Raw genomic sequence first — 26,573 nt, 5'->3', positions numbered from 1 at the left:
AGCACGCTTTTAGATAGACAAAAAACGCGCGGAACAATGTTCACACGCGTTTCTTATTAGGAAAAATATATATTGAAAAAATAAACGAGTTGTTATCTCCTCAAAATAAGAAACCGCATCAACATCTCCAAATAGCTCTCCATAAAATAAATCTTATGACAGTACTACATTTATTCAATGTAGTCCCAATATATGAATAAGATGGTTATTCTTATATTTCGGCAATAGTCCCTTTCAACCTATGATCACAGATTCCATTAAATCTCCCATAGCTTACTCTTTCCTATCGCGGCCTCTACCTTTGAGAGTAGATGAGGTAAGTCTATTTAATTTTCAAACATCTAATTGTTGCTATTAACAATACCAAAGGACCATTTTATTTGTCAAACAATTTTTTATATTGTTTTTTTACAGTTTAATTTTGTATCGTTTGGTAAGCGCTTTACTGAAATCTTTGTCACTTCCCATTCGCCTTCTTCGTTATTAAATGTAATCGTTACCTTCTCAAATGGTGGAGCAATTTTCCCAGCAACACGTTCATACTTTGTCACTTCAATACTTGCTTGAAATAAATATGTACCGCTATACACTTTTTTTAAACTAATAATTTTAGGACATTGATAAGGTTTCAAACTTCCATATTGTTTTTCAATTGCTTTATTTATTTTTGGAAATAAAACAGAATAAAGTGCATCTTCCATAAGAGGTGCATCATATTGAGCTACCGACACACTCGGTGAAGTAAAAAGTATAACACTACTGCATGCTATAAAATATAATAATTTTCGCATTATAACCTCCGTATATCACGCGATTCTTTCTACGTACGATAATTATCATACATAGAAATTCTGTTTTATTGTCTCCCACCAATCTTTTTCTACTCGATTATTATAAAAAAGCCCACAACCCCCTTTTATTTTCGTATAATGATACTCATAGTATAATAATCATAATAACAAAGGACTGTTCGTATATATAAAAGGAGTCGTTAAGCAAACTGACTCACAAGAACTGTCATGCTTTTTAGGAGAGGAGTATATTATGCTACAACATCTGTTTCCAAAACTGCGATTTGCACTCGTTGCAGTCGTTTTACTATGGATTAAAACATATATTGTGTACAAGCTAGCATTTGATATTAAAATTGATAATTTCTTTGAAGAATTCATGCTTTTTATTAATCCACTAGCTGCGTTACTTTTATTTTTCGGCTTAGCTTTACTTGCATCTAAGCACCGAAACCGAATTATAATTGGAATCAGTTTTATACTGTCATTTATTTTATTTGGAAACGCAATGTTTTATGGGTTCTATAACGATTTCGTTACTTTCCCGGTTTTATTCCAAACAAACAATATGGCTGATTTAGGGACAAGTATAAAAGAACTCTTTACGTACAAAACATTACTTTTATTTGCAGATGCAATTATTTTAATGTTTATTTCGCGTAAATTCCCATCATTTGGCGACAAAACACCACTTTCCCGCTCAGAGAAGCGAACTTTCTTTAGCGGTGTAACAGCTTTATTAGCACTACAAATTGTTGTATCAGTTATTTATAAACCACAAATGTTCTCACGCTCATTTGACCGTCAAACTGTTGTGAAAAATTTAGGTTTATACACATATCATCTATTTGATATTACACTTCAATCCAAGTCTTCAGCTGAGCGTGTATTTGCAAGTGGCGATGGATTTTCTGAAATTAAGAACTATACAGACTCAAAAGACAAGCAAGTTGATAAAAACTTATTTGGAGCTGCAAAAGGTAAAAATGTAATTTTAATTTCAATGGAATCTACACAAAGCTTTGTTATTAATAAAAAAATAAATGGAAAAGAAATTACACCATTTTTAAATGAATTTATTAAGGATAGCTTCTATTTCGATAACTTCTATCATCAAACTGGACAAGGTAAAACTTCTGATGCTGAATTTATCGTTGAAAACTCACTTTACCCACTAGATCGTGGTTCTGTATTCTTTACTCATGCAACAAATGAATACACAGCTACACCAGAACAATTAAAGAAATACGGATATTCTTCTGCCGTCTTCCATTCAAACGATAAAACGTTTTGGAATCGGGATGTAATGTATCCTACACTTGGATATGATCGTTACTTTAATTTAAATGATTACGTAGGAACGGAACAAATGTCTGTCGGTTGGGGATTAAAAGATAAAGAGTTCTTTGAACAATCTATTCCAAAGTTAAAATCTTTACCGCAACCGTTCTATACAAAATTTATTACATTAACAAATCATTTTCCGTTTCTTCTAAATCCGGAAGACCAATATGTTGATGAATTCAACTCAGAAAGTGGTGTTGTAAACCGCTACTTCCCAACTGTTCGTTACACAGATGAAGCTCTTAAATTATTTATTAAACAATTAAAAGAAGAAGGACTGTATGATAATTCCGTTATTGTCATTTATGGTGATCATTATGGTATTTCCGAAAACCATAACGCAGCTATGGCACAGTTCCTAGGAAAAGATACTATTACACCATTCGATTCTATGCAATTACAACGCGTTCCTCTTATTATTCATGTGCCTGGTCAAGAAGGAAAAGTTGTTTCTAAAGTATCTGGTCAAATTGATATTAAACCAACGCTCCTTCATTTACTTGGTATTAAAACAAATAAATCCGTTGAATTTGGAACTGACTTATTTATTAAAGAAAAAGACCCGCTTATGGTAATGCGTGATGGTAGCTTTGTTTCTGAAGAGTATGTTTATACAAAAAATATGTGCTACAAAAGAAGTACGGGTGAAGAAGCTGACATGACGCTATGTCAGCCGTATGTTGAAAAAGCAAAAACAGAATTAAAACTCTCCGATAAATTAATTTATGGAGATTTATTACGTTTCGATCCTAATAATCGATATAAAACCGGAACGATGACAACGAAATTTGAATAGTAAAGGAAGCAACTTTATACAAGTTGCTTCCTCTTTTTATTTTCACTTAATTTATTCCTCATCCTTCTATGAAATCTTTCACAAATTGGTAATTTCTTTCGTATGAGGAATAAATTTATGGTATGATAAAATAAGTAAACTTTCATACACTAATTAAGAATTTATTACAGAAAGCAAGGGATCAGATTTTGTATAGAGCAGCTATTCCAAACTTATTTACGCTCGGAAATTTATATAGCGGATTTTTATCAATCGGCTATGCATCTTTAGGATATTATAAATCAGCTGCTATTTTAGTACTTATCGGGATGATGTTAGATAGTCTTGATGGTCGTGTTGCTCGTTTATTACGTGTTGATTCACAAATGGGAAAAGAGCTCGACTCGCTTGCAGATGTCGTAACATTTGGTGCAGCACCTGCTGTTTTAATGTATTACACATCTTTCTCAAACTACGGAATCATCGGATTATACATAGCGGGATTATTCCCTCTTTTCGGGGCATATCGTTTAGCACGATTTAATGTAACACCATCTTCTACTTCAATGAAATATTTCACTGGAGTACCGATTACAGCAGCGGGAGGGCTTGTTGCTTTCTTAACATTATTTTCACATACCATTCCAAAAATCGTTCTTATTACCGTATTTGTAACGTTCGCATTTTTAATGGTGAGCCGCATTCGTATCCCAAGTTTAAAAGATGTACCAATTCCACGATATAGCATCATTATTACACTATTTTTAGTTGGAATCATTATTACAATGTATCAAACAGGATTTGGCAATTTTTCTGTTTTCTTATTCATTGCCATTCCACTATATATTTTGTACATGTTATCTCAATTCATTAGACAAAGACCGTCTAAAAAAGCGAATAAAGAAAAATAAGAAACCTTCCGAGTCCGGAAGGTTTCTTTTTATTTTGTGACTAATACCTTTTGATTTACAGGTGTTACTGGCTCTTCGCCGTTTAATACAGCTAAAATATTTCTGACAGCCATTTCAGCCATCGCATCACGAGTTTCAAACGTTGCATTCCCTACGTGTGGAGCAAGCACTACATTCTTTAATTCTTTTAGCTCTTCTGTAATTTTCGGTTCAAATTCAAACACATCAAGAGCTGCCCCTTCAATTTCATTCGTTTTTAATGCATGAGCAAGTGCCGCTTCATTCATAATTGGTCCACGTGAAGCATTTACAATATACGCTGTTTTCTTCATCATTTTAAACTGCTCTTCATCAATCATATGATGTAATTTTGGATTATAAGCACAGTTAATTGTAATAAAATCTGCTGTTTGTAATAATTCTTCCAACGTCACATACGTTGCTCCCAGTTCACTTTCAGCTTCAAGCTTACGATTTGGCCCTGTATATAAAACACCCATTCCAAATGCTCTCGCACGTTTTGCAACAGCCTTCCCGATTTCTCCAAGACCAATAATTCCAATTGTCTTACCGTGGACTTCTCGTCCTAAGAAAAATAACGGTGCCCATCCGTTAAATCCAGTCGTACGACATAACGTATCCCCTTCAGGAATTCTACGCGCCGCTGCTAAAAGAAGTGCAAATGTTAATTCTGCAGTCGCTTCCGTTGATACTTTCGGTGTATTCGTTACTGCAATTCCTTTTTCGCCAGCATACGTGTAATCAATATTGTCGTAACCAGCACCATAGTTTGCAACAATCTTTAAATGAGGCGCTGCATCAATAACTTCTTTTGGCACCTTTGTTGAAAGTAAACTTAACAATGCATCTTTATCTTTTACACGCTCTGTTAATTCATCTATAGAAATTAACTCCTCTTTATCGTACATTTCTACATCATGATCTTTTAATAGTTCTAATCCAATTTCTGGAATTTTTCCCGCTACTAATATTTTTGCCACTACTAACACCTCTTCTATAGAAAATAAGATATCTCTTATATTTCATTGTAAGAAATCCATATATAAAAACCAAGGAATTTGATTATAGTTTTGAAAATCGACACTTTTCCATAAAAAAAGAGGAGATACAACTCTCCCCTCTTCTTACGCTTTTTCCTGCGATTCTTTTCCGAGCTTCACATCAATAGTTCCTTCTGCAACCGTATCGCTAATTTGCTCCTCAATAACCGATTGAGATGCAGCATTCGTTTCAGACGTATAAGCTTGTTGCTGTGCAACTTGTACATTTTGTTTATTTTGTTGTTTCGCCATTTCTTACCCTCCTTTTCATTCTTTCTTATTTTGAACAAAAAGGACGGTTTTCATCAAAAAATCGCGTTTCATTTTAAATTTGTTACTTCTTCTTCAAGCAACCTCATTACTCTTGCTCGCTTCGTAAATGTTGCGACCTGAGTAACACCGTGAGCTCGTAATGTTTGTACATTTTCTTGTACATAATTCCCTAAATCATTTGGATAATGGGCATCCGAAGAAATCGTAATTGGAACACCATACTTAGCTAATACTTGTAAATATAGTGGACTTGGGCACATCTCACGAACAGGGTAACGATAGTACAGTCCTGCATTTATTTCTGTTGCCGTATTCGTTTCTACTAACGCACAGGCAATTTCCTTATAATAAGAAAGCTGTTCATTCTCATCCAATCGATAATTAAATACTTTTATATTATCAAGATGAGCGATAATATCAAATAACTCTGTATGAATCGCACTCTCAACTGTTTTAAAAAACGTATCGTATAATGTGCGTAGGTCATGCACCTCAAAATATTCTTTCGTATCCGGATTATCAAATCCCCAGCCATTTAGAAAATGAACGGAACCAATTACATAATCAAAGTCTCCTAGCGCTAATAATTCTTTTAACTCTCCTTCACAATCAAGAAAATAATCCGCTTCAACTCCAAGTTTAAGTGTGACACCTCTTTTACTCCATCGTTCTTTCGCTTCTTCAATTGCCTTTGTAAAATCATACAGTGAAACTACCCTTACTTGATCTAACCATTCCTTCTGTATACGACCAAGCTTAGAATCACTAATATCTACATATTTTTCATAATATCCTTTCGCTTCATGAAAACGATATAGATGATCAACAATTCCCACTTCTTTTATTCCTTTTCGCACAGCTTCTTCTAAATAGAGATCCATCCATTCTTTTGTAAATGGCCCTTCCTTCACACGCTTTTGCAAACGCTCTTGTGTTTTCATAAGCCAATCAATAGAATGCCTTTCTTGAAGCGGTTCATAACATTCCAACGCTTCATTTATTTTAGCAAGCCATCTTATTGAATACGGTCCTTCTTCTAAGTGAAGATGATAATCTACTTTCATATACATTCCCCCTTATAATGTATCTATTTCCCTTCTATCCCCAACTCTCGAAAGCTTTCCATTTCGTTCTTTCACCTCTCGCATGACATCTTCCAATGCAATATTTTTTTCAGCCAATAAAACGAAACAGTGATAAAATACATCAACCATTTCTTTCACTACTTCTTCTTTATCATTATTTTTACATGCGATAATTACTTCAGCGCACTCTTCACCAATTTTCTTTAAAATTTTATCTTCTCCTTTTGAAAATAAATAATTTGTATACGATTCAGGAAGTGGGCTTTCCTTTCGTTCTTCAATTGTTTTATACAGCAACTTAAAGGCATTTTCCATATGTATCCCCCCTATATAATTTGATAGTGAAAGCATGTCTTCTCCCCCGTATGACAAGCAGGCCCTACTTGTTTCACATTCACAACAATTGAATCTTGATCACAATCTAAGTATAGAGATTGCACATATTGAACATTCCCTGATGTTTCTCCCTTATTCCATAACGACTGCCTCGAACGAGAATAAAACCATGTTCTTTTCGTCTCTAACGTTTTTTCATATGCGTCTTCATTCATATAAGCTAGCATTAAAACTTCTTTCGTACCTTCTTCGATGACAATTGCTGGTATTAATCCTTTTGAAAAATTAGGTTTCATAACCGCACCTCAACATTTGCATCTCTTAATTTTCGCTTTACACTCTGCACTGTCGCCTCACCATAATGAAATATGGATGCCGCTAACGCTGCATCAACCGTTGTCTTTTGAAAAACTTCTATAATGTGATCCGTATGACCACAGCCCCCTGATGCGATGACTGGAATGGAAACACTTTTTGAAATCTCTTCTGTTAAACGAAGATCATATCCACTTTTCGTTCCATCTGCATCCATACTCGTTAACAAAATTTCACCCGCCCCGAGCTTAACAACACGCTTCGCCCATTCTATAGCATCCATTTCTGTGTCAACTCTTCCACCGTTGACGTATACGTTCCATTTATCTTCCGCTACTTTTCTAGCGTCAATTGCGACGACAATACATTGTGATCCAAAGTGTTCTGCCCCTTCTTCGATTAGCTTCGGGTTTCGCACTGCCGCTGAGTTTATTGAAACTTTGTCTGCTCCAGCTCTTAGTAAATTGTACATATCTTTCACACTTGAAATCCCCCCGCCAACCGTAAGAGGAATAAATACTTTTGCTGCTGTTTTTTCTACAACATCTATAATCGTTTTTCTTCCTTCATGGGTCGCCGTAATATCTAAAAATACGATTTCATCTGCCCCTGCCTCGTTATATGCTTCAGCTATTTCAACCGGATCACCGACATCTTGTAATCCTATAAAATTTACACCCTTTACGACTCGCCCTTCTTTCACATCTAGACATGGAATAATTCGTTTCGCTAACATAACTTCGTTACCTGTAATACTTCTTCTAAATCAATCTTTTTCTCGTAAAGCGCCTTTCCAATTATGACACCATATATATTCATATCATTTAACTTTTTCACATCTTGAATAGATGCCACTCCTCCAGAGGCAATGAGACGAATGCCCACACTTTTTTGAAGTAACGTCAATTGTTCAAAATTTGGCCCTGCAAGCGTCCCGTCTTTCGAAATGTCTGTAAACACAATCGTTTGAACACCTAAACTTTCCATTTGTTTCGCTAAACTAATATAAGAAATTTCAGACAAATCAAGCCAACCTCTCGTTGCTACGAAACCATTTTTCGCATCAATTCCAACAATGATTTTCTCTTTATATAGATGAACTGCTTCCTCTAAAAATGACTTATCATAAAGAGCCGCTGTTCCTAAAATCACTTTTTCTACACCTACTGACAATAACTTCTCCACCGCTTTAAGTGAACGAATTCCTCCTCCCACTTGCACAGGAATACGTACCGCCTTGCAGATTTTTTCAATGACGAGAAAATTTAGCGACTCGCCAGCAATTGCACCGTCTAAATCAACAATGTGTAGTATTTCCGCTCCAAGCTTTTCAAATATGATCGCCTGCGCTACCGGATCTTCATTCATCACCGTTTCTTTACTAAACTCTCCTTGATAAAGTCTAACGCATCGCCCTTCCTTTAAATCGATAGCCGGGAAGATTTCCATGCTTCTACCACCCCTTGAAAATTTTTTAATATTTGCATGCCAATTTCACCACTTTTTTCTGGATGAAACTGTGCACCAAATACATTTCCTTTCGCTACAAACCCTGGTACTTGCATTCCATAATCACTTACTCCGCATACAATTTCATCTGGACAATCCGCGTAATATGAATGAACATAATACACGAAAGAACCATCTACTAATCCATTCCAAAGCGGAAATTCTCTTTCCTTCCTTAATTCATTCCATCCCATATGAGGAATTTTATACGAAACTTTTAACTTACGAATTTCCCCTGGTAGTAAACCTAACCCACTACAACCTTTTAGTTCCTCACTTCGTTCAAATAAAAGCTGCATGCCCAAACATATACCGAGGAGTGGTTTTCCTATATCACAAACTTCTTTTAGTACACACACTAAATCTCTTTCTTCTAATACTTCCATCGCTTTCGGAAATGCACCTACTCCCGGTAAAATCACGCCATCGCTTCTCAATATCTCTTCTTTATCACTCGTTACAATGTGCTCTGCCCCAATATATTTTAATGCTTGCTCTACACTACGAATATTCCCCATTCCATAATCTATAATGGCAATCAATTACAACATCCCTTTCGTTGAATTTACACCAGTAATGTTGGCATTTTTTTCGACCGCTTCTCTAAGCGCTCTACCAAAAGCTTTAAATAATGCTTCAATTTTGTGATGTGTATTACTTCCATATAGAACGCGCGCATGTAATGTAATATTGGCAGCATGTGCAACTGCTCTAAAAAATTCTTCCGTCAATTCTGTATCAAAATCCCCGAGCTTCGGATTTGTTAATTCCCCTTGAAATACACAATATGAGCGTCCACTTATATCAATTGCGACAAATCCTAAAGATTCATCCATCGGTACATACGCTGAACCGTAACGATTAATTCTCTCTTTATTTTGCAATGCTTCTTTCAAGCAATTTCCGAGTACAATTCCAACATCTTCAACGGTGTGATGTGCATCGACAAATACATCACCTTCTGCCTCAACTTGCAATCCAAATCTTCCATGTCTAGCAAATAAAGTCAGCATATGATCGAAAAAACCAATCCCCGTTTGAATAGATACATTCGTACTTTCATCAAGCTGCAAACTTAATTTAATTTTTGTTTCTGTCGTCTGACGTACTTGACTGGACTGACGCATTATTTTTCCTCCTCAAACCTTATTTGGATTGCTCTCGCATGTGCATGTAACCCTTCTTTATTTGCAAGCTCTACAATATGATGCTGTACATTTTTTAATGCTTCCTCCGTATAAGAAATAAAACTTGATTTTTTCACGAAATCATCGACTGATAACGGAGAAAAAAATCTTGCCGTTCCGCTCGTTGGTAATACATGATTCGGTCCCGCCAAATAATCCCCGAGCGGTTCAGGTGCATATGGCCCAAGGAAAATAGAGCCTGCATGTTTCACATAATCTAGAGCATTCATCGGTTCTTTTATATGTAACTCTAAATGTTCTGGAGCAATTTCATTTGATAACTTTAGTGCCTCCTCTAAAGAAGGAACGATAAAGATGGCTCCATTTCTATTTATTGATTCACGTGCAATTTCACTTCTTGGTAACATTTCTAACTGTCTTTCTACCTCTTTTTCTACTTCTTTAGCTAGTTCCATATTCGTTGTAATACAAATTGCCGTTGCTCTCTCATCATGCTCTGCTTGCGATAATAAATCCGCTGCGATATATTTTGCATTACCTGTTTCATCCGCGACAACTACAATTTCTGATGGACCAGCAATCATATCGATATTTACTATTCCGTATACTTCTCGTTTCGCTAGAGCGACGTACAAATTTCCCGGTCCAACTATTTTATCCACTTTCGGAATCGATTCCGTCCCGTATGCTAAAGCCGCAATTGCTTGCGCGCCACCTATCGTATAAATTTCATCTACCCCCGCAAGATTTGCAGCAGCTAATATATGAGGATCAATTCCTTCTTTCCTCGGCGGTGTTACCATTACAATCTTTTTCACACCTGCGAGTTTCGCCGGCAATACATTCATTAATACTGAAGAAGGATATGAGGCTGTCCCACCCGGTACATATACACCTATATTTTCTAATGGCCGAATGAGCTGTCCTCTAATTATGCCTTTACTTTCACAATCGAATATTGAGTACTTCTTTTGCTTTTCGTGATACGAAACAATGTTTTTCTTCGCCTCTTTTAAAGCTTCTAAAAATGAATTCTCTACAAGCATACTCGCTTGCTGTATTTCTTCTTCACTTACACAAAAATCTTTCATCTCTACACCATCAAACTTTTTTGTATAGAAAGATAAAGCCTCATCTTTCCCTTCCCTTACATTTCTAATGATTTCTCTTACACTTCTTTGAACAGTTTCTTCTATTATATTAGCGTTTTCTCTTAGCACTTTTATTTTAGATAATGCCTCCTTAAAGTCTTCATAAATGATTTCCATTTTAAGTCCTCCTATTTCCCTGATAAGATTTCTTGCTCCATCATATTTACAATACTGAATATTTCGTCTTTTTTAGTTTTTAAGGCCGCCTTATTTACAATCATCCGAGCCGATATAGAGTGCATTTCCTCAAATACAATAAGTCCATTCTCTTGTAATGTTTTTCCTGTTTCAACAATATCTACAATTGCATCTGCCAATCCAAGAAGAGGAGCGATTTCTACAGAACCTTCTATTTTAATAATTTCTACGTCCTCTCCCTTATCATGAAAATAAGTAGAAGTAATATGTGGGTATTTCGTAGCAATTCTTTTCTTCCGGTAACTTTTCGGATTATACGTAGGAATAGAAGCAACACAAAACTTACAAATCCCTACTCCTAAATCCAGCATTTCATAAATATCTTTCTCGTTTTCCATTAAAATATCTTTTCCAACGATCCCAATATCAGCTACCCCATGTTCTACATAAGTAGCAACATCAACCGCTTTTACTAAAATAAATGAAACATTTGTATTTTTACTTTGAAATACAAGCTTCCGACCTTTATTTTTGAGTTCCGAACAATCAATTCCAATCTGCTCAAAGAGTGGAATTACATGTTTTTCTAATCTTCCTTTCGTTAACGCAATTTGAATGTTACGCATGAAGTCTCTCCTTCTTTCTGGACTACCCATTTCTCATTCCACACATATTCCACTAAGTATTCATTCTTTGCCTCAACGACCGTTCCTATTTTATTTTTTCTTGCAAATTGAAAGGTATCGCTTAAATTAGAGAATAGAGATAACCAGGCATTTTTCCCGTCCTTTCGAAGTAAATTTCGTAACCTTTCTGCTTCTGCTAATCTATTTAACTCATAATGAATCACAATATCAATTTGATTTCGTTCATATGGTTCTTGCTGCTCTTGTAGCGCCTTCACAATTTGATTTACTTGCACCGCGAGTCCAACAGCCGGCAGCGTTTCTCCAAAATTCCCAATTAGCTCATCATATCTTCCGCCACTAACGATTTCTTCTCCAATTTCATATATATATCCTTTGAAAATAACACCCGTATAGTAATCTAAGTGTTGAATCATGCCTAAATCAATTGATATGTAAGAACCATATCCTAACGTTTCCATTGTTTCATACATTTCTTTTACTCTTGCAATTGCCATTTTCATTTCATTACTTGAAGCAAGCTTTTCTGCTTCCTCAATAACTTCTAAATTTCCAAATAGCCTCGGTAATTTCTCAAGTAATCTTACTGTCTCATCGCATCGATCTAATTTCTTTTCTCCGATGAAATTTGAGAGGGCAGCATAATTTTTACTTTCTATATACGTTCTAAGTACCCTTTCTTCTTCATCATGGATGGAGAGCTTTTTTACAATACATTTATATAACTGTACTTGCCCAATCTCAATTGTAAAAGATTGCACATTCAACTTTTGAAGTGCTTGAATGACACTTATTACGCATTCAATTTCAGCTCTTACATTATCAATCCCGATAACTTCAATACCACTTTGTACGATTTCATTATATTTTCCAGAATGGGATTCATTTGCTCGAAATACATTCCCGCTATACGTCACTTTAAGTGGCGTATCCCATCTCTGTGTTCCAATAACTCTCGCTAAAGGAATTGTCATATCTGGACGTAAAACGATAATCCTTCCCTTTTCATCAAAAAATTTATACATCTTCTCTTCATCTATCGGTCTATTTTGAAATGCAAAAACATCATAAAATTCAATTGTAGGTGTTCTTATTTCCTCATAACCTCTCTCTAAAAAAGTAAGCCTTAATTTTTGCTCCACTTCTTCAATTAATGTACATTCTTCGAATAAATAATCTCTCGTTCCATTCGGGTTTGCCCGCTTCCATTTTGTCATCTAAATTTTCACACCTTTCCCCTTCTAATGTATGCCGATTTCATTCACCTAAGCCGAAAATAAAAAGAGCCTTGTAGACAAAATACCTACAAGGCTCTTCAATAGAGTGTAGGTACAACGGGAATACCCCTTGTACCTACACGTTTTCACGCTAGGTTCAAGGGTTTCATGTATGATGATGTAGTTGTGTAAGCATTGTAATAGATCGCACGATATTCATAATACTTACTCCCTTTCTCCTCTGATTTTCACATAGTATATAACAGTTAATTTTGAATGTAAATACATTTTTAATATTCCGTCACTTTTTTAATATAAAGCCACTTTTCTTTCATACTCTTTTATTTCTTGTTCATATTGCATTGTAATACTAATTTCATCTAAACCATTTAATAACTTCTCTTTCCACATTTTCTCGATTGTAAAATGGAATCTATGCGTATTCGTTGTAATTACTTCATTTTCTAAATCAACTGTGATTTGTTCCCTCGCATCTGTTTTAGCAAGTTGTTCACGCATATCTTTATCCATTACAATCGGTAACATGCCATTCTTCATACAATTCATATAAAAGATATCGGCAAATCCTCCAGCGATAATAACGCGGAAACCATAATCAGCAAGCGCCCATGGAGCATGTTCTCTTGACGAGCCACATCCAAAATTATCACCTGTAATTAATATGCTGGCTCCTTTTCTTTCTTGTGCATTAAGAGGAAAATTAGGGTTTTCTTGGCGATTATTATCATATCGCCACTCATCAAATAAAAACTTCCCAAACCCAGTTCTTTCAATTCTCTTTAAATATTGCTTCGGAATAATTTGATCTGTATCAATGTTATCATTCATCAGTACTGCGGCAGTACCTTTATGAATACGAAATGGCTCCATCATAACTCTCCTTTCTAATATCAACAAAATGACCATATAACGCAGCCGCAGCCGCCATTGCCGGGCTAACTAAATGCGTTCGTGCTCCCTTTCCTTGTCTTCCTTCAAAATTGCGATTTGACGTAGAGGCACAATGTTCTCCTTCAGGCACTTGATCTGGATTCATACCTAGACACATTGAGCATCCGGGCTCTCTCCATTCAAATCCAGCTTCTTCAAATATGCGATGTAATCCTTTATGCATCGCTGCTTCTCTTACCCTTTGAGATCCGGGTACAACAAGTGCTCGCACACCTTCTTTTACTTTCTTACCTTTCACGACAGATGCAGCAATTTCTAAGTCAGAAAGCCTAGAATTTGTACAAGATCCAATGAAAACATGTTGAACTGGAATGTCATACGTACTTTGTCCGGGACTCAATCCCATATAAGAAAACGCTCTTTCGTCATTTGCATCATACTTTTCTGGCAATTTCTCATCAATCCGAACACCCATACTAGGATTTGTTCCCCACGTAACGTACGGCGCTAAATCCGTAACATCTACTGAAATATGTAAATCATAAACTGCATCTAAATCTGTATAAAGTTCTGACCATTTTTTCTTAATAGATTCATAGTCTTTCGGCGCATATTTACGCCCTTTTACGTAAGCAACCGTTTTTTCATCTGGTGCAATAATACCAGCCTTTGCTCCCCCTTCAATTGCCATATTGCAAAGCGTCATCCTCTCTTCCATATCCATAGCATGAATGGTCTCTCCGTAAAACTCCATTACGTAACCTGTTCCAACTGCTACTCCGTACTTTGAAAGGAGATGTAAAATAATATCTTTCGCATAAACACCTTGCGGTAACTTTCCTTTTAACTCAATGCCCATCGCTTTCGGCTTTCGTTGCCATAACGTTTGCGTTGCCAATACATGTTCCACTTCACTCGTACCAATACCAAACGCTAGTGCACCAAAAGCACCGTGTGTTGCTGTATGACTATCACCACAAACAATCGTTTTTCCTGGCTGTGTGAGTCCAAGTTCTGGTCCTATAACATGAACGATCCCTTGCTCTTCATCTCCGATATCCGCTAATGGCACCTGAAATTGTTTACAATTTTCCCGAAGTGTATCTAGTTGCTGCTTCGCAATACGATCGGTAATATTCCAAACATCTTTCGTTGGAATATTATGATCCATCGTTGCAAATGTTAAATCTGGTCTGCGGACTCTTCGATTTGTAAGCCGCAAGCCTTCAAAGGCTTGCGGTGACGTTACTTCATGAACAAGATGTAGATCGATATATAATAAATCCAATCCATTTTCATTAGTCGCAACTACATGTCTTTCCCAAAGCTTATCTAGTAACCTTTTCCCCATTATTTTCCTCTCCCTACTAACGCTTGCTCTTCCATTTCTTGAATAACTGCCTTTGTAAATGAAATTGTCGTTTCAGTCCCCCCGATATCTGCTGTACATTTTCCTGATTTAAGGACTGCAGAAACTGCTTCTTCAATTGCATATCCTTCCCTCGTTAATCCGAACGATTGCCCAAGCATCATTGCAACAGAACGCATCATCGCAATTGGATTCGCCTTATTTTTCCCCGCAATATCCGGCGCTGATCCGTGAATAGGCTCGTATAATGAAGGCCCCTTTTCAGCGTGACTTGCTGATGGAAGCATTCCTAATGATCCAGCTAATACTGAAGCCTCATCACTTAAAATATCACCAAATAAATTTTCCGTTACAATAACGTCAAATCTTCCTGGATTTCGAATTAATTCCATAGCCGCTGCATCTACTAAAATGTGTTCTACTTCCACATTTGGGTAGCGAAGTGCTACTTCTTCTGTCACAGTTCTCCATAGTTTACTAGACTCTAAAACATTCGCTTTATCAATAGATGTTACTTTTTTCTTCCGCTTATTCGCTAATTGAAAAGCATACGAAACGATACGTTCAATTTCATGGCGATGATACGTAAGTGTATCTGTCGCCACTTCTTCCGTTCGCTCTTTCGGATAAGAAAAATAAATTCCGCCTGTTAATTCACGAACGACAACGAAATCAATTTCATCCGCATTTTTTAATGGTGATAAATGTGCAGTTGCACTTTCTACCGTTACAGGGCGAACATTCGCAAATACACCGAGTCCTTTTCTTAATGCTAATAATCCTTTCTCAGGCCTTTCTTTCGCACTATCCCACCTTGGTCCACCTACTGCTCCAAGTAAAACCGCATCACTCGCTAAACAGGCGGCAAGTGTTCGCTGTGGTAATGGTTGCCCAGTTAAATCGATAGCAACACCACCAAAGTACTCATCTTGCAAATGAAAATGATGTCCATATAGCCTTTCTACCATATGCAATACTTCCTTCGCACTTTCCATAACTTCTGGACCGACACCATCACCAGCTAAACAAACGATACGTTTTTCCATTTTTAACACTCCTTTTAACTGAATTTTCAGAACTTTAATTTGATAGGTGAGGAAAACTTCTCTCACCTATCAAATATTTATTTCACAAGCGCTATAAGAGATTTTAATTTCCCTGCTGCATGGACATAAGCTCTCGCCGACGCTTCCAATACGTCTTGCGCAACTCCGAAACCTGATATTTGGTGACTACCTTCTTTTAATTCAACATGAACGTGAGCAAGTGCATCTTGACCTTGTGTAATAGATTGTATGCGATAATCTGCCAATTCACATTCTAGTCCTAAAATTCTTTGAATCGCATTGTATATCGCTTCAATACTACCAGAACCAGTGGCTGCATCTTCATATACATTTCCTTCCTCATCCTTCAGCACAACTGTTGCGCATTGTGTACTATTTGATACGAAATGCACTTGTAATTGCGTAATGTTATATTGCTGGGCTGCAAATGCTGCTTCACCAAGCATAAGTGCACGTAAATCTTCCTCAGTAATTTCCTTTTTACGATCAGCCAATTTTTTAAACGCTTCGAATACCGCATCTCGCTCTTCATTTGTAAATTCATAACCAAGCTCTTTCATTTTTTCCGTAAACGCATGACGGCCAGAATGTTTCCCAAGTACAAAGAGATTTTGAGATTCTCCTATAAGCGCTGGTTCGATAATTTCATAAGTTGTTACTTCTTTTAGAACCCCATCTTGGTGGATGCCTGATTCATGAGCAAATGCATTCGCTCCAACGATTGCTTTATTTTTCGGTACAACCATACCCGTTAACCTGCTTACTAATGTACTCGTCGCCTTAATCTCTTTTAAAGTCATAGAAGGTTCTGCTTTATAAAAATCTTTTCTAATATGAAGAGCAACCGCAACTTCTTCTAACGCTGCATTCCCTGCTCTTTCTCCAATGCCATTAATCGTTCCTTCTACTTGCAATGCTCCGCCTTCAACCGCAGCTAACGAATTTGCTACTGCCATACCAAGATCATCGTGACAGTGACAAGAAAAAATCGCTTTTTCATATGATGGAACGGATTCTTGTAAGTATTTGAAAAGAGAATAATATTCTTCTGGATTCGTATATCCAACTGTATCCGGAATATTAATTACATTCGCTCCTGCGCGAATCGCAGTTTCTACTGCTTCAGCTAAAAATGCTCTCGATGTTCTTGTCGCATCTTCTGCAGAAAATTGTACTGTCGGAAATAATGATTTTCCAAGCGTAACCGAACGATGAATACTATTTAACACGTCTTCTTTTGACATACAAAGTTTATATTTCATATGAATATCACTCGTAGCTAGAAATACGTGTAGACGAGGAGATACAGCACCTTTCACTGCTTCATATGCTCTTCGAATGTCACTTTCTTTCGCTCTAGCTAAACTCATAACCGTAGCATTTTGAATTGTATTCGCGATGCGTTTTACTGATTGGAAGTCACCTTCGGAAGCTGCCGCGAATCCAGCTTCCATTACATGAATACCAAGCCTCTCTAATTGCCTAGCAATTTGTAATTTCTCTTGTTCATTTAAATTTACTCCTGGTGATTGTTCGCCATCACGAAGCGTTGTATCCATGAACAAAATCTGCTTCATATTATTTAATCCCTACCTTTACTCGCGGCTGTACGAAAGGCATCATTTCACGTAATTTACGTCCAACTACTTCAATTTCATGTTCATTCTCTTTCTCATTTGTCGCGTGGAAATTTGGTCTTCCTGCTTTATGCTCTGCAATCCAGCCTCTTGCAAATGTACCATCTTGAATTTCTGCTAATACTGCCCCCATCGCTTTCTTCGTATCTTCAGTAACAACGCGTGGTCCTGATACGAAGTCTCCCCACTGCGCTGTATCTGAAACTGAATATCTCATATTTTCAAGTCCACCTTCATACATAAGGTCAACGATTAGCTTCAGTTCATGTAAACATTCAAAATATGCAAGTTCAGGCTGGTATCCCGCATCAACTAACGTTTCAAACCCTGCTTTTACAAGTGCAGTCACTCCGCCGCAGAGTACAGCTTGCTCTCCAAATAAATCTGTTTCTGTTTCTTCTTTAAACGTCGTTTCTAATACACCAGCTCTCGTTGCTCCAATTCCGTCAGCATAAGAAAGTGCTTTTTCAGTCGCAACTCCTGTTGCATCTTGATATACGGCAAATAGTGCAGGAACAGCCCCGCCCTCGGCGAACGTACGGCGTACGAGATGCCCCGGTCCTTTTGGCGCTACTAGAAATACATCTACATTAGCTGGTGGTTTTACTTGATCAAAGTGAACATTAAATCCATGTGCGAACACGAGAGAATTTCCGGCTTGTAAATTTGGTTCAATTTCAGCTTTATATACTTCTGGTTGTAATTCATCAGGCAGTAGAATCATTACTACATCAGCTTTTTCCGCTGCTTCTGCTACTGTATATACAGAAAATCCATCTTCATTCGCTTTATCCCAAGACTTACCTTTTCTTAAACCTACTACTACATCAAATCCGTTATCACGTAAATTTTGCGCATGCGCATGACCTTGCGAGCCATATCCGATGATTGCTACTTTCTTTTCCTTTAATACATTTACTGTTACATCTTTCTCATAATAAACTTTTGCCATTTTCATTTCCCCCTATATTTAAATGATTATTGAATTAACATAACTTGCTTATCTTGTTTTTTCATACTACGTGTAAATGCTGTTACACCTGTTCTCGCAATTTCTTTCAAACCGTATGGTCTAAGTAATTCAATTAACGCTTCCACTTTATCTTGCGTACCTGTTACTTGCACAACTATGGAATCCTTCCCAACATCTATTACAGCGGCTCGAAACGGTTCAATTAAACTATATAATTCCGCCCTTGCTACAGAAGTTGCTACTTTAATAAGAGCAAGCTCTCTAGCAATCATCGCTTCTTCTGTAATATCTGATACTTTCAGAACATCGATTTGCTTATGAAGTTGTTTAATTAACTGCTCAACTTGCTGTTCACTTTCCACATGCACAACTATCGTCATTCGCGATATATCTGATGATTCCGTATGACCTACTGAAATACTTTCAATATTAAAATGTCTTCGTGTCATAACCCCTGTAATTCGGTTTAACACACCACTTTGATTTCGAACTGTCGCTGTAACAATTCTCTTCACCTTTTTTCCACTCCTTCCATTTGGTGAACGCCTTTCCCGGGCGCAACCATCGGCATAACTTTCTCAGATTGAAGTACACGGCAATCAATTAAGACTGGTTCTTTTAATTCAATCGCATGCTTCAACTGCTTCTTTGCAAGAAGTGGATCATCAATACGAACAGCTTTTATACCATACGCATTCGCAAGAGCGACGAAATCTGGTTGACACGACAATAAGGAATGTGAATATCTTTGATTATAAAATTCGTCTTGCCATTGCCTTACCATTCCTAAAGCTTCATTATTTAAAATAAATACTTTAACAGGTAAAGAATGTTCTTTTAATACACTTAATTCTTGTAGAGTCATTTGAAACCCAGCGTCACCAACAATTGCAATGACTAGTTCTTCAGGCTTTGCGATTTGCGCACCAATTGCTGCTGGAAATCCGAATCCCATCGTTCCCAATCCGCCAGAAGTTACCCATTTATCTGGATTTTTCAGCGGATAATATTGCGCTGCCCACATTTGATGTTGCCCAACGTCTGTTGTTACAATCGCTTCTCCTTTCGTGATTTCATATAGCATATCAATCGCGTATTGAGGTTTAATACTTTCAGAGTTTCGTTTATAAGAGAATGGATACTGTTCTTTTCTACTCTTTAATAAAGAGATCCATTCATGATGATTTTCTTTCCTTCCTTCTGGTTGAAGTAATACTTCCAATGCCCGCTTAGCACTTGCAACAATAGGAATTTCAGTCGGCACATTTTTTCCGATTTCTGCTGGATCGATATCGATATGCGCGACAGTCGCTCCTTTAGCAAAATAAGCTAAATTTCCAGTAAGCCGATCATCAAATCTCGCGCCTACATTAATGAGTAAGTCGCATTCATATAACGCCATATTGGCTGTGTAAGAACCATGCATTCCCCCCATCCCTAGAAAAAGTTCATCATCTGGCGGAAAGCCACCAAGACCAAGTAATGTATGCACAACAGGAATTTCATATTTACGCGCAAAACTTGTTAACTCTTTTGATGCTTTCGCATGCAATACACCTGCTCCAGCTAAAATTAACGGCTTGTTTGCAGCACTAATTGCTTGTAATAATTTGTTTATTTGGAGTAAATTCGGTTCATAATTTGGGTTGTATCCTGGTAAATCCATTTGCACATCATTACATCGTTCTCCTTGCTCTACTACCATATCTTTCGGAAGATCGATCACGACTGGGCCTGGTCTTCCTGTTTTAGCAATATGAAATGCTTCTTTAATAATTCGAGGTAAATCTGAAGCCTTTCGCACTTGATAGTTATGTTTTGTCACCGGCATTGTAAGCCCCATAATATCCGCTTCTTGGAAAGCATCACTTCCAATTAACGTTGTTGCTACTTGCCCTGTAAATACAACAAGTGGTAATGAATCAATCATCGCATCTGCTAGACCAGTAATCACATTTGTAGCACCTGGACCACTCGTTGCAATGACAACCCCTGGATTACCAGTAATTCTGGCATACCCTTCAGCAGCGTGAATTGCTCCTTGCTCATGCCTTGTTAAAATATGAGGAATTTCACAATCATACAGTGCATCATAGAGAGGTAAAACAGCACCACCAGGATAACCGAAAATCACTTCTACTCCTTCCTTTTCTAGCGCTTCTAACAATAGCTGTGCACCAGTTGCCAGTTTCTCTTCCGTTTTTGAAGACATTGTTCTTATAAGCCCCCTTTTTGAAAACCTTTATCAATAAAAAAAATCCTACGTCCACACTCCAGCTATGTGCTGAAGGGACGAAAGATTTCGCGGTACCACCCTTCTTTGCAAGAATACTCTTGCCTCAGTGACCCATAAATGGATCTAGCTAATAACGGAGCTACCGTCTAAGCCTAGACAAATGCTTCAGCTTAGCACTCAAGGGCGATGTTCGTCGACGTGAACCATCGGTTTTCAGCAACCACCGACTCTCTGTGAGGCTTCACAATCAACTACTCCTCCCTCTCAACGCTTTCTTATGTTATAAAAAGTTGTTATCCAACTTTATTTTCTTCGTAAATTTTCTCTCCATCTTCTATAACTAACTTTCGGAATTCTTCCAATAAACGATTCGTATGTGGACCCGTTTGCCCTAAACCAATCGTTCTACCATCTACTGTCGTAACAGCAATAACTTCAGCAGCTGTTCCTGTTAAAAACACTTCATCAGCTACATATACATCATGTCTTGTAAATAACTCTTCTCTTACGTCATATCCAAGTTTTTCGCCGATTTCTAAAATGGCGTTTCGTGTAATACCTTCTAATGCTCCAGCAGAACTTGGTGGTGTAATTAATTTATTTCCTTTAACAATAAACACGTTATCTCCTGATCCTTCAGCTACATATCCTTGATCATTTAACATAAGTGCTTCTTGTACTCCAGCTAATTTCGCTTCAATACGAACTAAAATATTGTTTAAGTAATTTAAAGATTTTACTTGAGGGGATAAAACATCGGGACGATTTCGGCGCGTTGCAACTGTTACAACTGGAATCCCTTTCTCATAATATTCTTGTGGGAATAAAGATAATTGTTCTGCAATTACTACTACATTCGGCTTCTTACATGAATCGGGATCCAATCCAAGATTTCCTGCTCCTCTTGATACAACAAGGCGAATGTATCCATTAGATAATTTATTTTGTCGAATCGTCTCAACAACAATATTCGTTACTTCATCTAATGAATATGGAATTTCTAAAAGGATTGATTTTGCTGATTCATACAACCGGACAAGATGCTCTCTCAAACGGAAAACATTACCGCTATAAACTCTAATTCCTTCAAATACTCCATCGCCATATAAATAGCCATGATCATATACCGAAACTTTTGCTTCATCTTTCGGAACAAATTCTCCATTTAAGAAAATCCATTGCTCATTCACTGGAAGTGCCTCCTATGTTCTATGAATTTTTTATTGTTTCCTAGTTTACTCTCCTTTTTAAATAAATCAAGTGAATTTTTAGAAAATTTATAATTTTTAATCGTACGTACATCTTTAATTATATTGATTTAACAACATTGTTAACGTTTACAAAAAGTCTGAAAATTTTTTTCGCCAATTTTCACTAAAAAAATATTTGTTTAAAAGAAGGATTTTCATCAATTAATACGAATCTATTGTATTCAATAAACGGACGTCCGATTTTATAAATCCGGGAATATATAACGACTTTTGCTGAAAAAGGGGGAAAATAACAAAAATAGCGCTGTCTAAAAATAACATTCATATTTTTCATTTCGTAATCATAATCCTATTTTTAAAAAACAATTTGTCAAAATGAAGGAGGAAATAAATATGGCATGTGTACAAATTAAAGGAACGAGACAAGAGGTAGTAGAAATGTTGCAATTATTTGATCTAATGGACACGAAAGGTTTTTGTAAATTCGATAATTACGTAGAGGTAGAACCAAACACGCAAGAACATAATCATTTTATTGCTTCAATCGACATCCATTCAAATACTTCTTCTGCACAAGATACATTAAACGATCAATTCGTTAGTCAAATGCTTACTGGCGTATATAACGACTAAACAAAGATTTACTTCCTACCGTCTTTTCATAAATATATGCAGTGAACTTGAGCATACTAGCAATTAGATGGTAGGAGGTGAGAATTATGGCTAGAATTGGCGTTGAAAACTCATTAACAGACGTTCAACAAGCTCTTCAGCAACAAGGTCATGAAGTTGTTACACTTAACTCAGAACAGGATGCACAAGGGTGTGATTGTTGCGTTGTAACTGGGCAAGATTCTAATGTGATGGGCATTGCAGATGCATCAATTAAAGGATCAGTCATTACAGCTCACGGTTTAACAACGGATGAAATTTGTCAACAAGTTGAAATTCGCACTTAAAAAAAGAAAGAGGACTCCTTTTGAAAAGGAGTCCTCTTTTTTATATTCACCTAACGGGAAAGTAACATATACTGGATGAAAGCCCTACCTCTCTCTCATCATTACGGTTCCACTGACCGCTCCTTGATTCACTAGTATACCTATAAAGCTTACACTTATAATTTATAGGGTTTGTTCACAAAAGTTGTTGGTAAGACTACCCGATCTTTCGCAAACTTTTCGTATTACATTTATAAGATTTATTTACTTTATACTAGCTGTAACCGAGACACGAATTAAAATTTTAACATCAATAAAATAACTTGTCAACATTTTTTGTAAATTAAAAACAGACAGTAACGGTTTGTCTGTTTTAGAATGGAGCTTTTTCTTTTATTACATATACAACAAAACCGCTTACTAACATACATAAACCAACTACTAAGTTTTTGATATTAATCATAAATTCCTCTCCCTTATTCCACACATCATATATATTTACAGTTCAATTATTCCGATCATCCTAAAGCGCACTTTTTCTAATATATCATAATTCCTAAAAAATGCAAGTTCACTTTTGGCGACCATTTACAAATTTATCTACAGTGCTTGGTACCGTATTTAAAGCCTTTTCAATTAAATGTGTACTACTATTGAGGTGTAATACTTGCACACCGTTAGAACCGACTACTAAAAAAGCAACTGGGCTAATAGAAACCCCAGCCCCGCTTCCTCCTCCAAATGGATGCCCTTGCTTTTTCTCTTTATGCTGATTTTGCCCACCGTTATGTTTTTCAGTAATGAAATCCCCTTTAAAATCACTTCCACCAGCTCCAAAACCAAAAGCCACCTGAGATACTGTTAATACTACATTTCCGTCAGCTGTTGAGACCGGGCTCCCAACAATTGTATTTACATCTACCATCTCTTTTAAATTTGTCATTGCCGTTTTCATTAAATTTTCAATTGGATGTTCCATTATGTATTGCACCCTTTCCTCATTATTCCTTTTTATACTTTCCAAAATAGAGGAAGTCATACTAACTTTTCCTATTTCAAGAAAACATTTTCCTCCTTTTAAAAGATACTACTCCCTGTACATGCTCCGGTATAGTGAAACTTTAATCAGTAGGATGTGTACGTAGCTCGACTCCCACAAATAGCAGGATAAAAAAGAAAAAGAGATACATACTACTATTGAACCTTGTTATGAAAGGAGTCATGACTTTGACTGAGAAATTTGATGATTATAAAAGAAGAGATAGAATAGATAGTGACTATAAAGAAGAGTACGCCGCTGAGGTTGCACCACAACGCATTGATTATGATTACGATGATAAAGACGATAAAGATGTTGTAAAATCATCCGCCGCTGGATCAACTGCTGGTTTTATCGCTCTTGCGCTATCTATCTTATCGCTATTTACATTCCCAACACTATTTGGTCTTGTTTCTGTTTTACTCGGTATTTACGCTTATAATCGCGGAGCTACTGTAACTGGCGGTATCGCTGCAGTTGTCGGTGGGATTGCTGCACTTATCGCAATTTTATTCCGAGTAGCACTTATTGGTTTATTGTTCTCCCTGTTCTAAAAAAGAAAAAGGTATCTCGCTTAACGCGGGATACCTTATCCTGTAAACACATCTTCCGATGGATATTTTATTTTTTGTTTTGCTGGTCGCGCTAAAGAAAACACAAGTGTTAACGGTCCAATTAATCCGCAAAACATAACAAACATAATAATACATTTTCCGAATGCCGATAGCTTTGCAGTAATTCCCATCGTTAATCCGACTGTGCCAAACGCTGATATTGTCTCAAATAATAATTGAATAAAGCTGAAGTTTTCTGTAAGCATTAATATAAATACCGCTGTAAAAATAAGTATTTGACTGGCAACAGCAATCGCTAAGGCCCTCGTTACTGTCGACATTTTAATTGTACGCTGAAATAAAACAATTTCTTCCTTTTTTCTAAAGAAAGAAAGGACAGATGTAATTAAGATAACAAACGTTGTTAATTTAATTCCTCCACCTGTTGATACACTTCCTGCACCAATAAACATTAAAATCATCGTAAATAATATAGATGATTCTTCCATACCTCCATAGTCAATCGTATTAAATCCAGCTGTCCGCGGGGTAATACCTTGAAAGAAGGAAGCCCATAGTTTTTCATTTAAAGATAAATTCCCTAACGTCTTCACATTATTATATTCCAATACAAAAATTACAATCATTGCTATAACATTTAACACTACTGTTCCAATAATCATTATTTTTGAGTGAAGTGATAATTTTCGAAAACTGCGACTATACCATATATCAATTAATACGGTAAAACCGAGTCCACCTATTACAATTAAAGAGCAAATCCCAATATTAATAATGGGATCCCCTACATATCTTGTTAAATTATCTGGCCATAAAGCAAATCCTGCATTATTATAAGATGCAATTACATGAAAAATACTATAGTATAAACCTTTTCCAAAACCAAACTCTGGAATAAAGCGAAACGATAAAAAGATGACCCCAATAAGCTCAATACAAATCGAAAATATAAAGACACGCTTTACTAATTTTACAAGACCACCTATATTTGTTTGATTAAATGCTTCTCCAATTAATAAACGATGGCGTAATCCGATTTTTTTGCCTAATACCCAAACAATTAAAATGGCAATTGTCATAAGACCTAGACCACCTGTTTGAATTAAAAACATAATAACAATTTCGCCAAACATCGTAAATGTACTTGCTGTATCCACTACTCCCAAACCAGTTACGGTCGCTGCTGACGTTGCTGTAAAGAAAGCATCTACCCAACTAATATGTGCTTTCGTTGCGAATGGTAACTTTAATAACAAACCGCCAACCACAATTAAGCAGAAAAAACCTAATGCTAATATTTGTGGTGGGTTTAATCGTATAAGACGATTATACAGCCCTTGTTTTTTTGTTACTTCCATATCACTAACTCCCTTATTAAAGTGAAGCTTTCCCCTCATAAATAAAAAGCTTTTAAAAAGCCCTTAAACAATTGGGACAAACCTTATATTCTTATAATATAGTTGAGCATAATCCTTTTTTTCATAGATTACAACTTTTATTTATATTCAGATTCCTTTTTGTTTTATGCTGGAAAACTATATATCCTAGCTCAATATTGCTAGCAATAACAATTTCATATGTACTATTTTTCAAATCCCCATATCTTTCACTCTATGTTCACATAGAGGTCACATCCACCTTTTATAGTATATGTATCGAAGCTGTTCCTCCCTAATTTTTAAGACATTCCCCAGTGTCTTTGAATAGCTTCCATCCCTAATTAAATTGACATAAATTGTCCCCTTCCTTGACCATCTTATAAATGATGGTCTTATTTTTTTGTCTTTCTATCTTTTCTTTAAAACTCCCTCTCTCTTTCACTCTATGTTCACACAGAGGTCACATCCACCTTTTATAGTATATGTATCGAAGCTGTTCCTCCCTAATTTTTAAGACATTCCCCAGTGTCTTTGAA

29 protein-coding genes, 1 riboswitch and 1 other annotated feature are annotated in these 26,573 nt (G+C 36.5%); of the genes, 5 read left to right on the top strand and 24 right to left on the bottom strand.

The window, feature by feature from the left end; translation table 11 throughout:
- Nucleotides 1-124: 124 nt before the first annotated feature.
- A riboswitch (Lysine riboswitch) is annotated at nucleotides 125-306 on the bottom strand.
- An 89-nt stretch (nucleotides 307-395) separates the two neighbouring features.
- Entirely contained in the window at nucleotides 396-791 is a 396-nt protein-coding gene (locus MR167_RS12295) for a DUF3888 domain-containing protein (RefSeq protein WP_001228823.1), read from the bottom strand.
- Nucleotides 792-1,044: 253 nt separating this feature from the next.
- Here MR167_RS12295 and MR167_RS12290 point away from each other — a divergent pair, with 253 nt between their 5' ends.
- Complete coding sequence (locus tag MR167_RS12290; RefSeq protein WP_000939085.1) at nucleotides 1,045-2,931, top strand: LTA synthase family protein; 1,887 nt, start codon at nucleotides 1,045-1,047, stop codon at nucleotides 2,929-2,931.
- A 188-nt stretch (nucleotides 2,932-3,119) separates the two neighbouring features.
- The gene (gene pssA / locus MR167_RS12285) at nucleotides 3,120-3,821 is read left to right on the top strand and encodes a CDP-diacylglycerol--serine O-phosphatidyltransferase (protein ID WP_000285417.1); all 702 of its coding nucleotides are present in this window, start codon (nucleotides 3,120-3,122) and stop codon (nucleotides 3,819-3,821) included.
- Nucleotides 3,822-3,850: 29 nt separating this feature from the next.
- Here pssA and MR167_RS12280 read toward each other — a convergent pair whose 3' ends face one another.
- The 20 genes from MR167_RS12280 to ilvE all read right to left on the bottom strand — a co-directional run bounded on the left by MR167_RS12280 (nucleotide 3,851) and on the right by ilvE (nucleotide 22,085).
- Entirely contained in the window at nucleotides 3,851-4,822 is a 972-nt protein-coding gene (locus MR167_RS12280; protein WP_001062837.1) for an NAD(P)-dependent oxidoreductase, read from the bottom strand.
- A 144-nt stretch (nucleotides 4,823-4,966) separates the two neighbouring features.
- The gene (locus tag MR167_RS12275; RefSeq protein WP_001118893.1) at nucleotides 4,967-5,134 is read right to left on the bottom strand and encodes a DUF4025 domain-containing protein; all 168 of its coding nucleotides are present in this window, start codon (nucleotides 5,132-5,134) and stop codon (nucleotides 4,967-4,969) included.
- A 68-nt stretch (nucleotides 5,135-5,202) separates the two neighbouring features.
- On the bottom strand, nucleotides 5,203-6,219 hold the full coding sequence (locus MR167_RS12270; protein ID WP_242314746.1) for a histidinol phosphate phosphatase domain-containing protein: 1,017 nt from the start codon (nucleotides 6,217-6,219) through the stop codon (nucleotides 5,203-5,205).
- Nucleotides 6,220-6,231: 12 nt separating this feature from the next.
- Complete coding sequence (gene hisE / locus MR167_RS12265; protein ID WP_000426355.1) at nucleotides 6,232-6,555, bottom strand: phosphoribosyl-ATP diphosphatase; 324 nt, start codon at nucleotides 6,553-6,555, stop codon at nucleotides 6,232-6,234.
- 11 nt (nucleotides 6,556-6,566) lie between these two features.
- Nucleotides 6,567-6,872 (bottom strand): phosphoribosyl-AMP cyclohydrolase, encoded by a 306-nt coding sequence (hisI, locus tag MR167_RS12260; RefSeq protein WP_000803959.1) that lies wholly within the window; start codon nucleotides 6,870-6,872, stop codon nucleotides 6,567-6,569.
- Nucleotides 6,869-7,627 (bottom strand): imidazoleglycerol phosphate synthase cyclase subunit, encoded by a 759-nt coding sequence (hisF, locus tag MR167_RS12255; RefSeq protein WP_000880105.1) that lies wholly within the window; start codon nucleotides 7,625-7,627, stop codon nucleotides 6,869-6,871. Before hisF ends, hisI begins: the two co-directional genes overlap by 4 nt.
- Nucleotides 7,621-8,340: a 1-(5-phosphoribosyl)-5-[(5-phosphoribosylamino)methylideneamino]imidazole-4-carboxamide isomerase gene (gene hisA / locus MR167_RS12250; RefSeq protein WP_000402290.1), complete on the bottom strand. Its 720-nt coding sequence runs from the start codon at nucleotides 8,338-8,340 to the stop codon at nucleotides 7,621-7,623. The genes hisF and hisA overlap by 7 nt, the downstream gene beginning before the upstream one ends.
- Complete coding sequence (gene hisH / locus MR167_RS12245) at nucleotides 8,313-8,942, bottom strand: imidazole glycerol phosphate synthase subunit HisH (protein WP_000560346.1); 630 nt, start codon at nucleotides 8,940-8,942, stop codon at nucleotides 8,313-8,315. Before hisH ends, hisA begins: the two co-directional genes overlap by 28 nt.
- Nucleotides 8,943-9,527 carry an imidazoleglycerol-phosphate dehydratase HisB gene (gene hisB / locus MR167_RS12240; protein WP_001249962.1) on the bottom strand — a complete coding sequence of 195 codons (585 nt, stop codon included), beginning with the start codon at nucleotides 9,525-9,527 and terminating at the stop codon, nucleotides 8,943-8,945. It lies immediately after the preceding gene.
- Nucleotides 9,527-10,816: a histidinol dehydrogenase gene (gene hisD, locus MR167_RS12235; protein WP_000402915.1), complete on the bottom strand. Its 1,290-nt coding sequence runs from the start codon at nucleotides 10,814-10,816 to the stop codon at nucleotides 9,527-9,529. The genes hisB and hisD overlap by 1 nt, the downstream gene beginning before the upstream one ends.
- Nucleotides 10,817-10,827: 11 nt before the next feature.
- Nucleotides 10,828-11,463: an ATP phosphoribosyltransferase gene (hisG, locus tag MR167_RS12230; protein WP_001244492.1), complete on the bottom strand. Its 636-nt coding sequence runs from the start codon at nucleotides 11,461-11,463 to the stop codon at nucleotides 10,828-10,830.
- Complete coding sequence (locus MR167_RS12225) at nucleotides 11,439-12,701, bottom strand: ATP phosphoribosyltransferase regulatory subunit (RefSeq protein WP_000170302.1); 1,263 nt, start codon at nucleotides 12,699-12,701, stop codon at nucleotides 11,439-11,441. The genes hisG and MR167_RS12225 overlap by 25 nt, the downstream gene beginning before the upstream one ends.
- A gap of 309 nt (nucleotides 12,702-13,010) precedes the next feature.
- Nucleotides 13,011-13,592: a 3-isopropylmalate dehydratase small subunit gene (gene leuD, locus MR167_RS12220; protein ID WP_000433191.1), complete on the bottom strand. Its 582-nt coding sequence runs from the start codon at nucleotides 13,590-13,592 to the stop codon at nucleotides 13,011-13,013.
- Nucleotides 13,570-14,964 (bottom strand): 3-isopropylmalate dehydratase large subunit, encoded by a 1,395-nt coding sequence (leuC, locus tag MR167_RS12215; RefSeq protein WP_000518094.1) that lies wholly within the window; start codon nucleotides 14,962-14,964, stop codon nucleotides 13,570-13,572. The genes leuD and leuC overlap by 23 nt, the downstream gene beginning before the upstream one ends.
- The gene (gene leuB, locus MR167_RS12210; protein ID WP_000415383.1) at nucleotides 14,964-16,028 is read right to left on the bottom strand and encodes a 3-isopropylmalate dehydrogenase; all 1,065 of its coding nucleotides are present in this window, start codon (nucleotides 16,026-16,028) and stop codon (nucleotides 14,964-14,966) included. The genes leuC and leuB overlap by 1 nt, the downstream gene beginning before the upstream one ends.
- Before the next feature lie 77 nt (nucleotides 16,029-16,105).
- Nucleotides 16,106-17,626, bottom strand: a complete 1,521-nt coding sequence (gene leuA, locus MR167_RS12205; protein WP_000809594.1) for a 2-isopropylmalate synthase — start codon at nucleotides 17,624-17,626, stop codon at nucleotides 16,106-16,108.
- Between the two features lies 1 nt (nucleotide 17,627).
- Nucleotides 17,628-18,638 (bottom strand): ketol-acid reductoisomerase, encoded by a 1,011-nt coding sequence (gene ilvC, locus MR167_RS12200; protein WP_001151745.1) that lies wholly within the window; start codon nucleotides 18,636-18,638, stop codon nucleotides 17,628-17,630.
- A gap of 26 nt (nucleotides 18,639-18,664) precedes the next feature.
- Complete coding sequence (gene ilvN / locus MR167_RS12195) at nucleotides 18,665-19,174, bottom strand: acetolactate synthase small subunit (RefSeq protein WP_000822952.1); 510 nt, start codon at nucleotides 19,172-19,174, stop codon at nucleotides 18,665-18,667.
- Nucleotides 19,171-20,871, bottom strand: coding sequence for an acetolactate synthase large subunit (gene ilvB, locus MR167_RS12190; protein ID WP_000095837.1), 1,701 nt, complete (start codon nucleotides 20,869-20,871; stop codon nucleotides 19,171-19,173). The genes ilvN and ilvB overlap by 4 nt, the downstream gene beginning before the upstream one ends.
- A gap of 73 nt (nucleotides 20,872-20,944) precedes the next feature.
- Nucleotides 20,945-21,172: a binding site (T-box leader), on the bottom strand.
- Between the two features lie 16 nt (nucleotides 21,173-21,188).
- Nucleotides 21,189-22,085, bottom strand: coding sequence for a branched-chain-amino-acid transaminase (gene ilvE, locus MR167_RS12185; protein ID WP_001005485.1), 897 nt, complete (start codon nucleotides 22,083-22,085; stop codon nucleotides 21,189-21,191).
- 414 nt (nucleotides 22,086-22,499) lie between these two features.
- Between ilvE and MR167_RS12180 the strand changes: the two genes are divergently transcribed.
- Nucleotides 22,500-22,739: a DUF3911 family protein gene (locus tag MR167_RS12180; protein WP_000752514.1), complete on the top strand. Its 240-nt coding sequence runs from the start codon at nucleotides 22,500-22,502 to the stop codon at nucleotides 22,737-22,739.
- Nucleotides 22,740-22,825: 86 nt separating this feature from the next.
- Entirely contained in the window at nucleotides 22,826-23,065 is a 240-nt protein-coding gene (locus MR167_RS12175; RefSeq protein ID WP_000101020.1) for a YkuS family protein, read from the top strand.
- A gap of 352 nt (nucleotides 23,066-23,417) precedes the next feature.
- Here MR167_RS12175 and MR167_RS12170 read toward each other — a convergent pair whose 3' ends face one another.
- Nucleotides 23,418-23,507: a hypothetical protein gene (locus MR167_RS12170; protein ID WP_000608225.1), complete on the bottom strand. Its 90-nt coding sequence runs from the start codon at nucleotides 23,505-23,507 to the stop codon at nucleotides 23,418-23,420.
- Between the two features lie 108 nt (nucleotides 23,508-23,615).
- On the bottom strand, nucleotides 23,616-24,083 hold the full coding sequence (gene ytfJ, locus MR167_RS12165) for a GerW family sporulation protein (RefSeq protein WP_002083119.1): 468 nt from the start codon (nucleotides 24,081-24,083) through the stop codon (nucleotides 23,616-23,618).
- 188 nt (nucleotides 24,084-24,271) lie between these two features.
- On the opposite strand from ytfJ, the gene MR167_RS12160 reads away from it, so the two are divergent.
- A complete protein-coding gene (locus MR167_RS12160) occupies nucleotides 24,272-24,637 on the top strand; it encodes an imidazole glycerol phosphate synthase (protein ID WP_072939640.1) in 366 nt (121 codons plus the stop codon).
- A 35-nt stretch (nucleotides 24,638-24,672) separates the two neighbouring features.
- Here MR167_RS12160 and MR167_RS12155 read toward each other — a convergent pair whose 3' ends face one another.
- Complete coding sequence (locus MR167_RS12155) at nucleotides 24,673-26,016, bottom strand: TrkH family potassium uptake protein (RefSeq protein ID WP_000454114.1); 1,344 nt, start codon at nucleotides 26,014-26,016, stop codon at nucleotides 24,673-24,675.
- Between the last annotated feature and the right edge of the window lie 557 nt (nucleotides 26,017-26,573).

Origin of the sequence: Bacillus cereus group sp. BfR-BA-01355 (assembly GCF_022663675.1) — a bacterium.
GTDB classification, from domain to species: Bacteria; Bacillota; Bacilli; order Bacillales; family Bacillaceae_G; genus Bacillus_A; species Bacillus_A thuringiensis_S.
The sequence above is the reverse complement of the archived record's forward strand: the minus strand, read 5'-3'. Positions and strand labels throughout refer to the sequence as shown.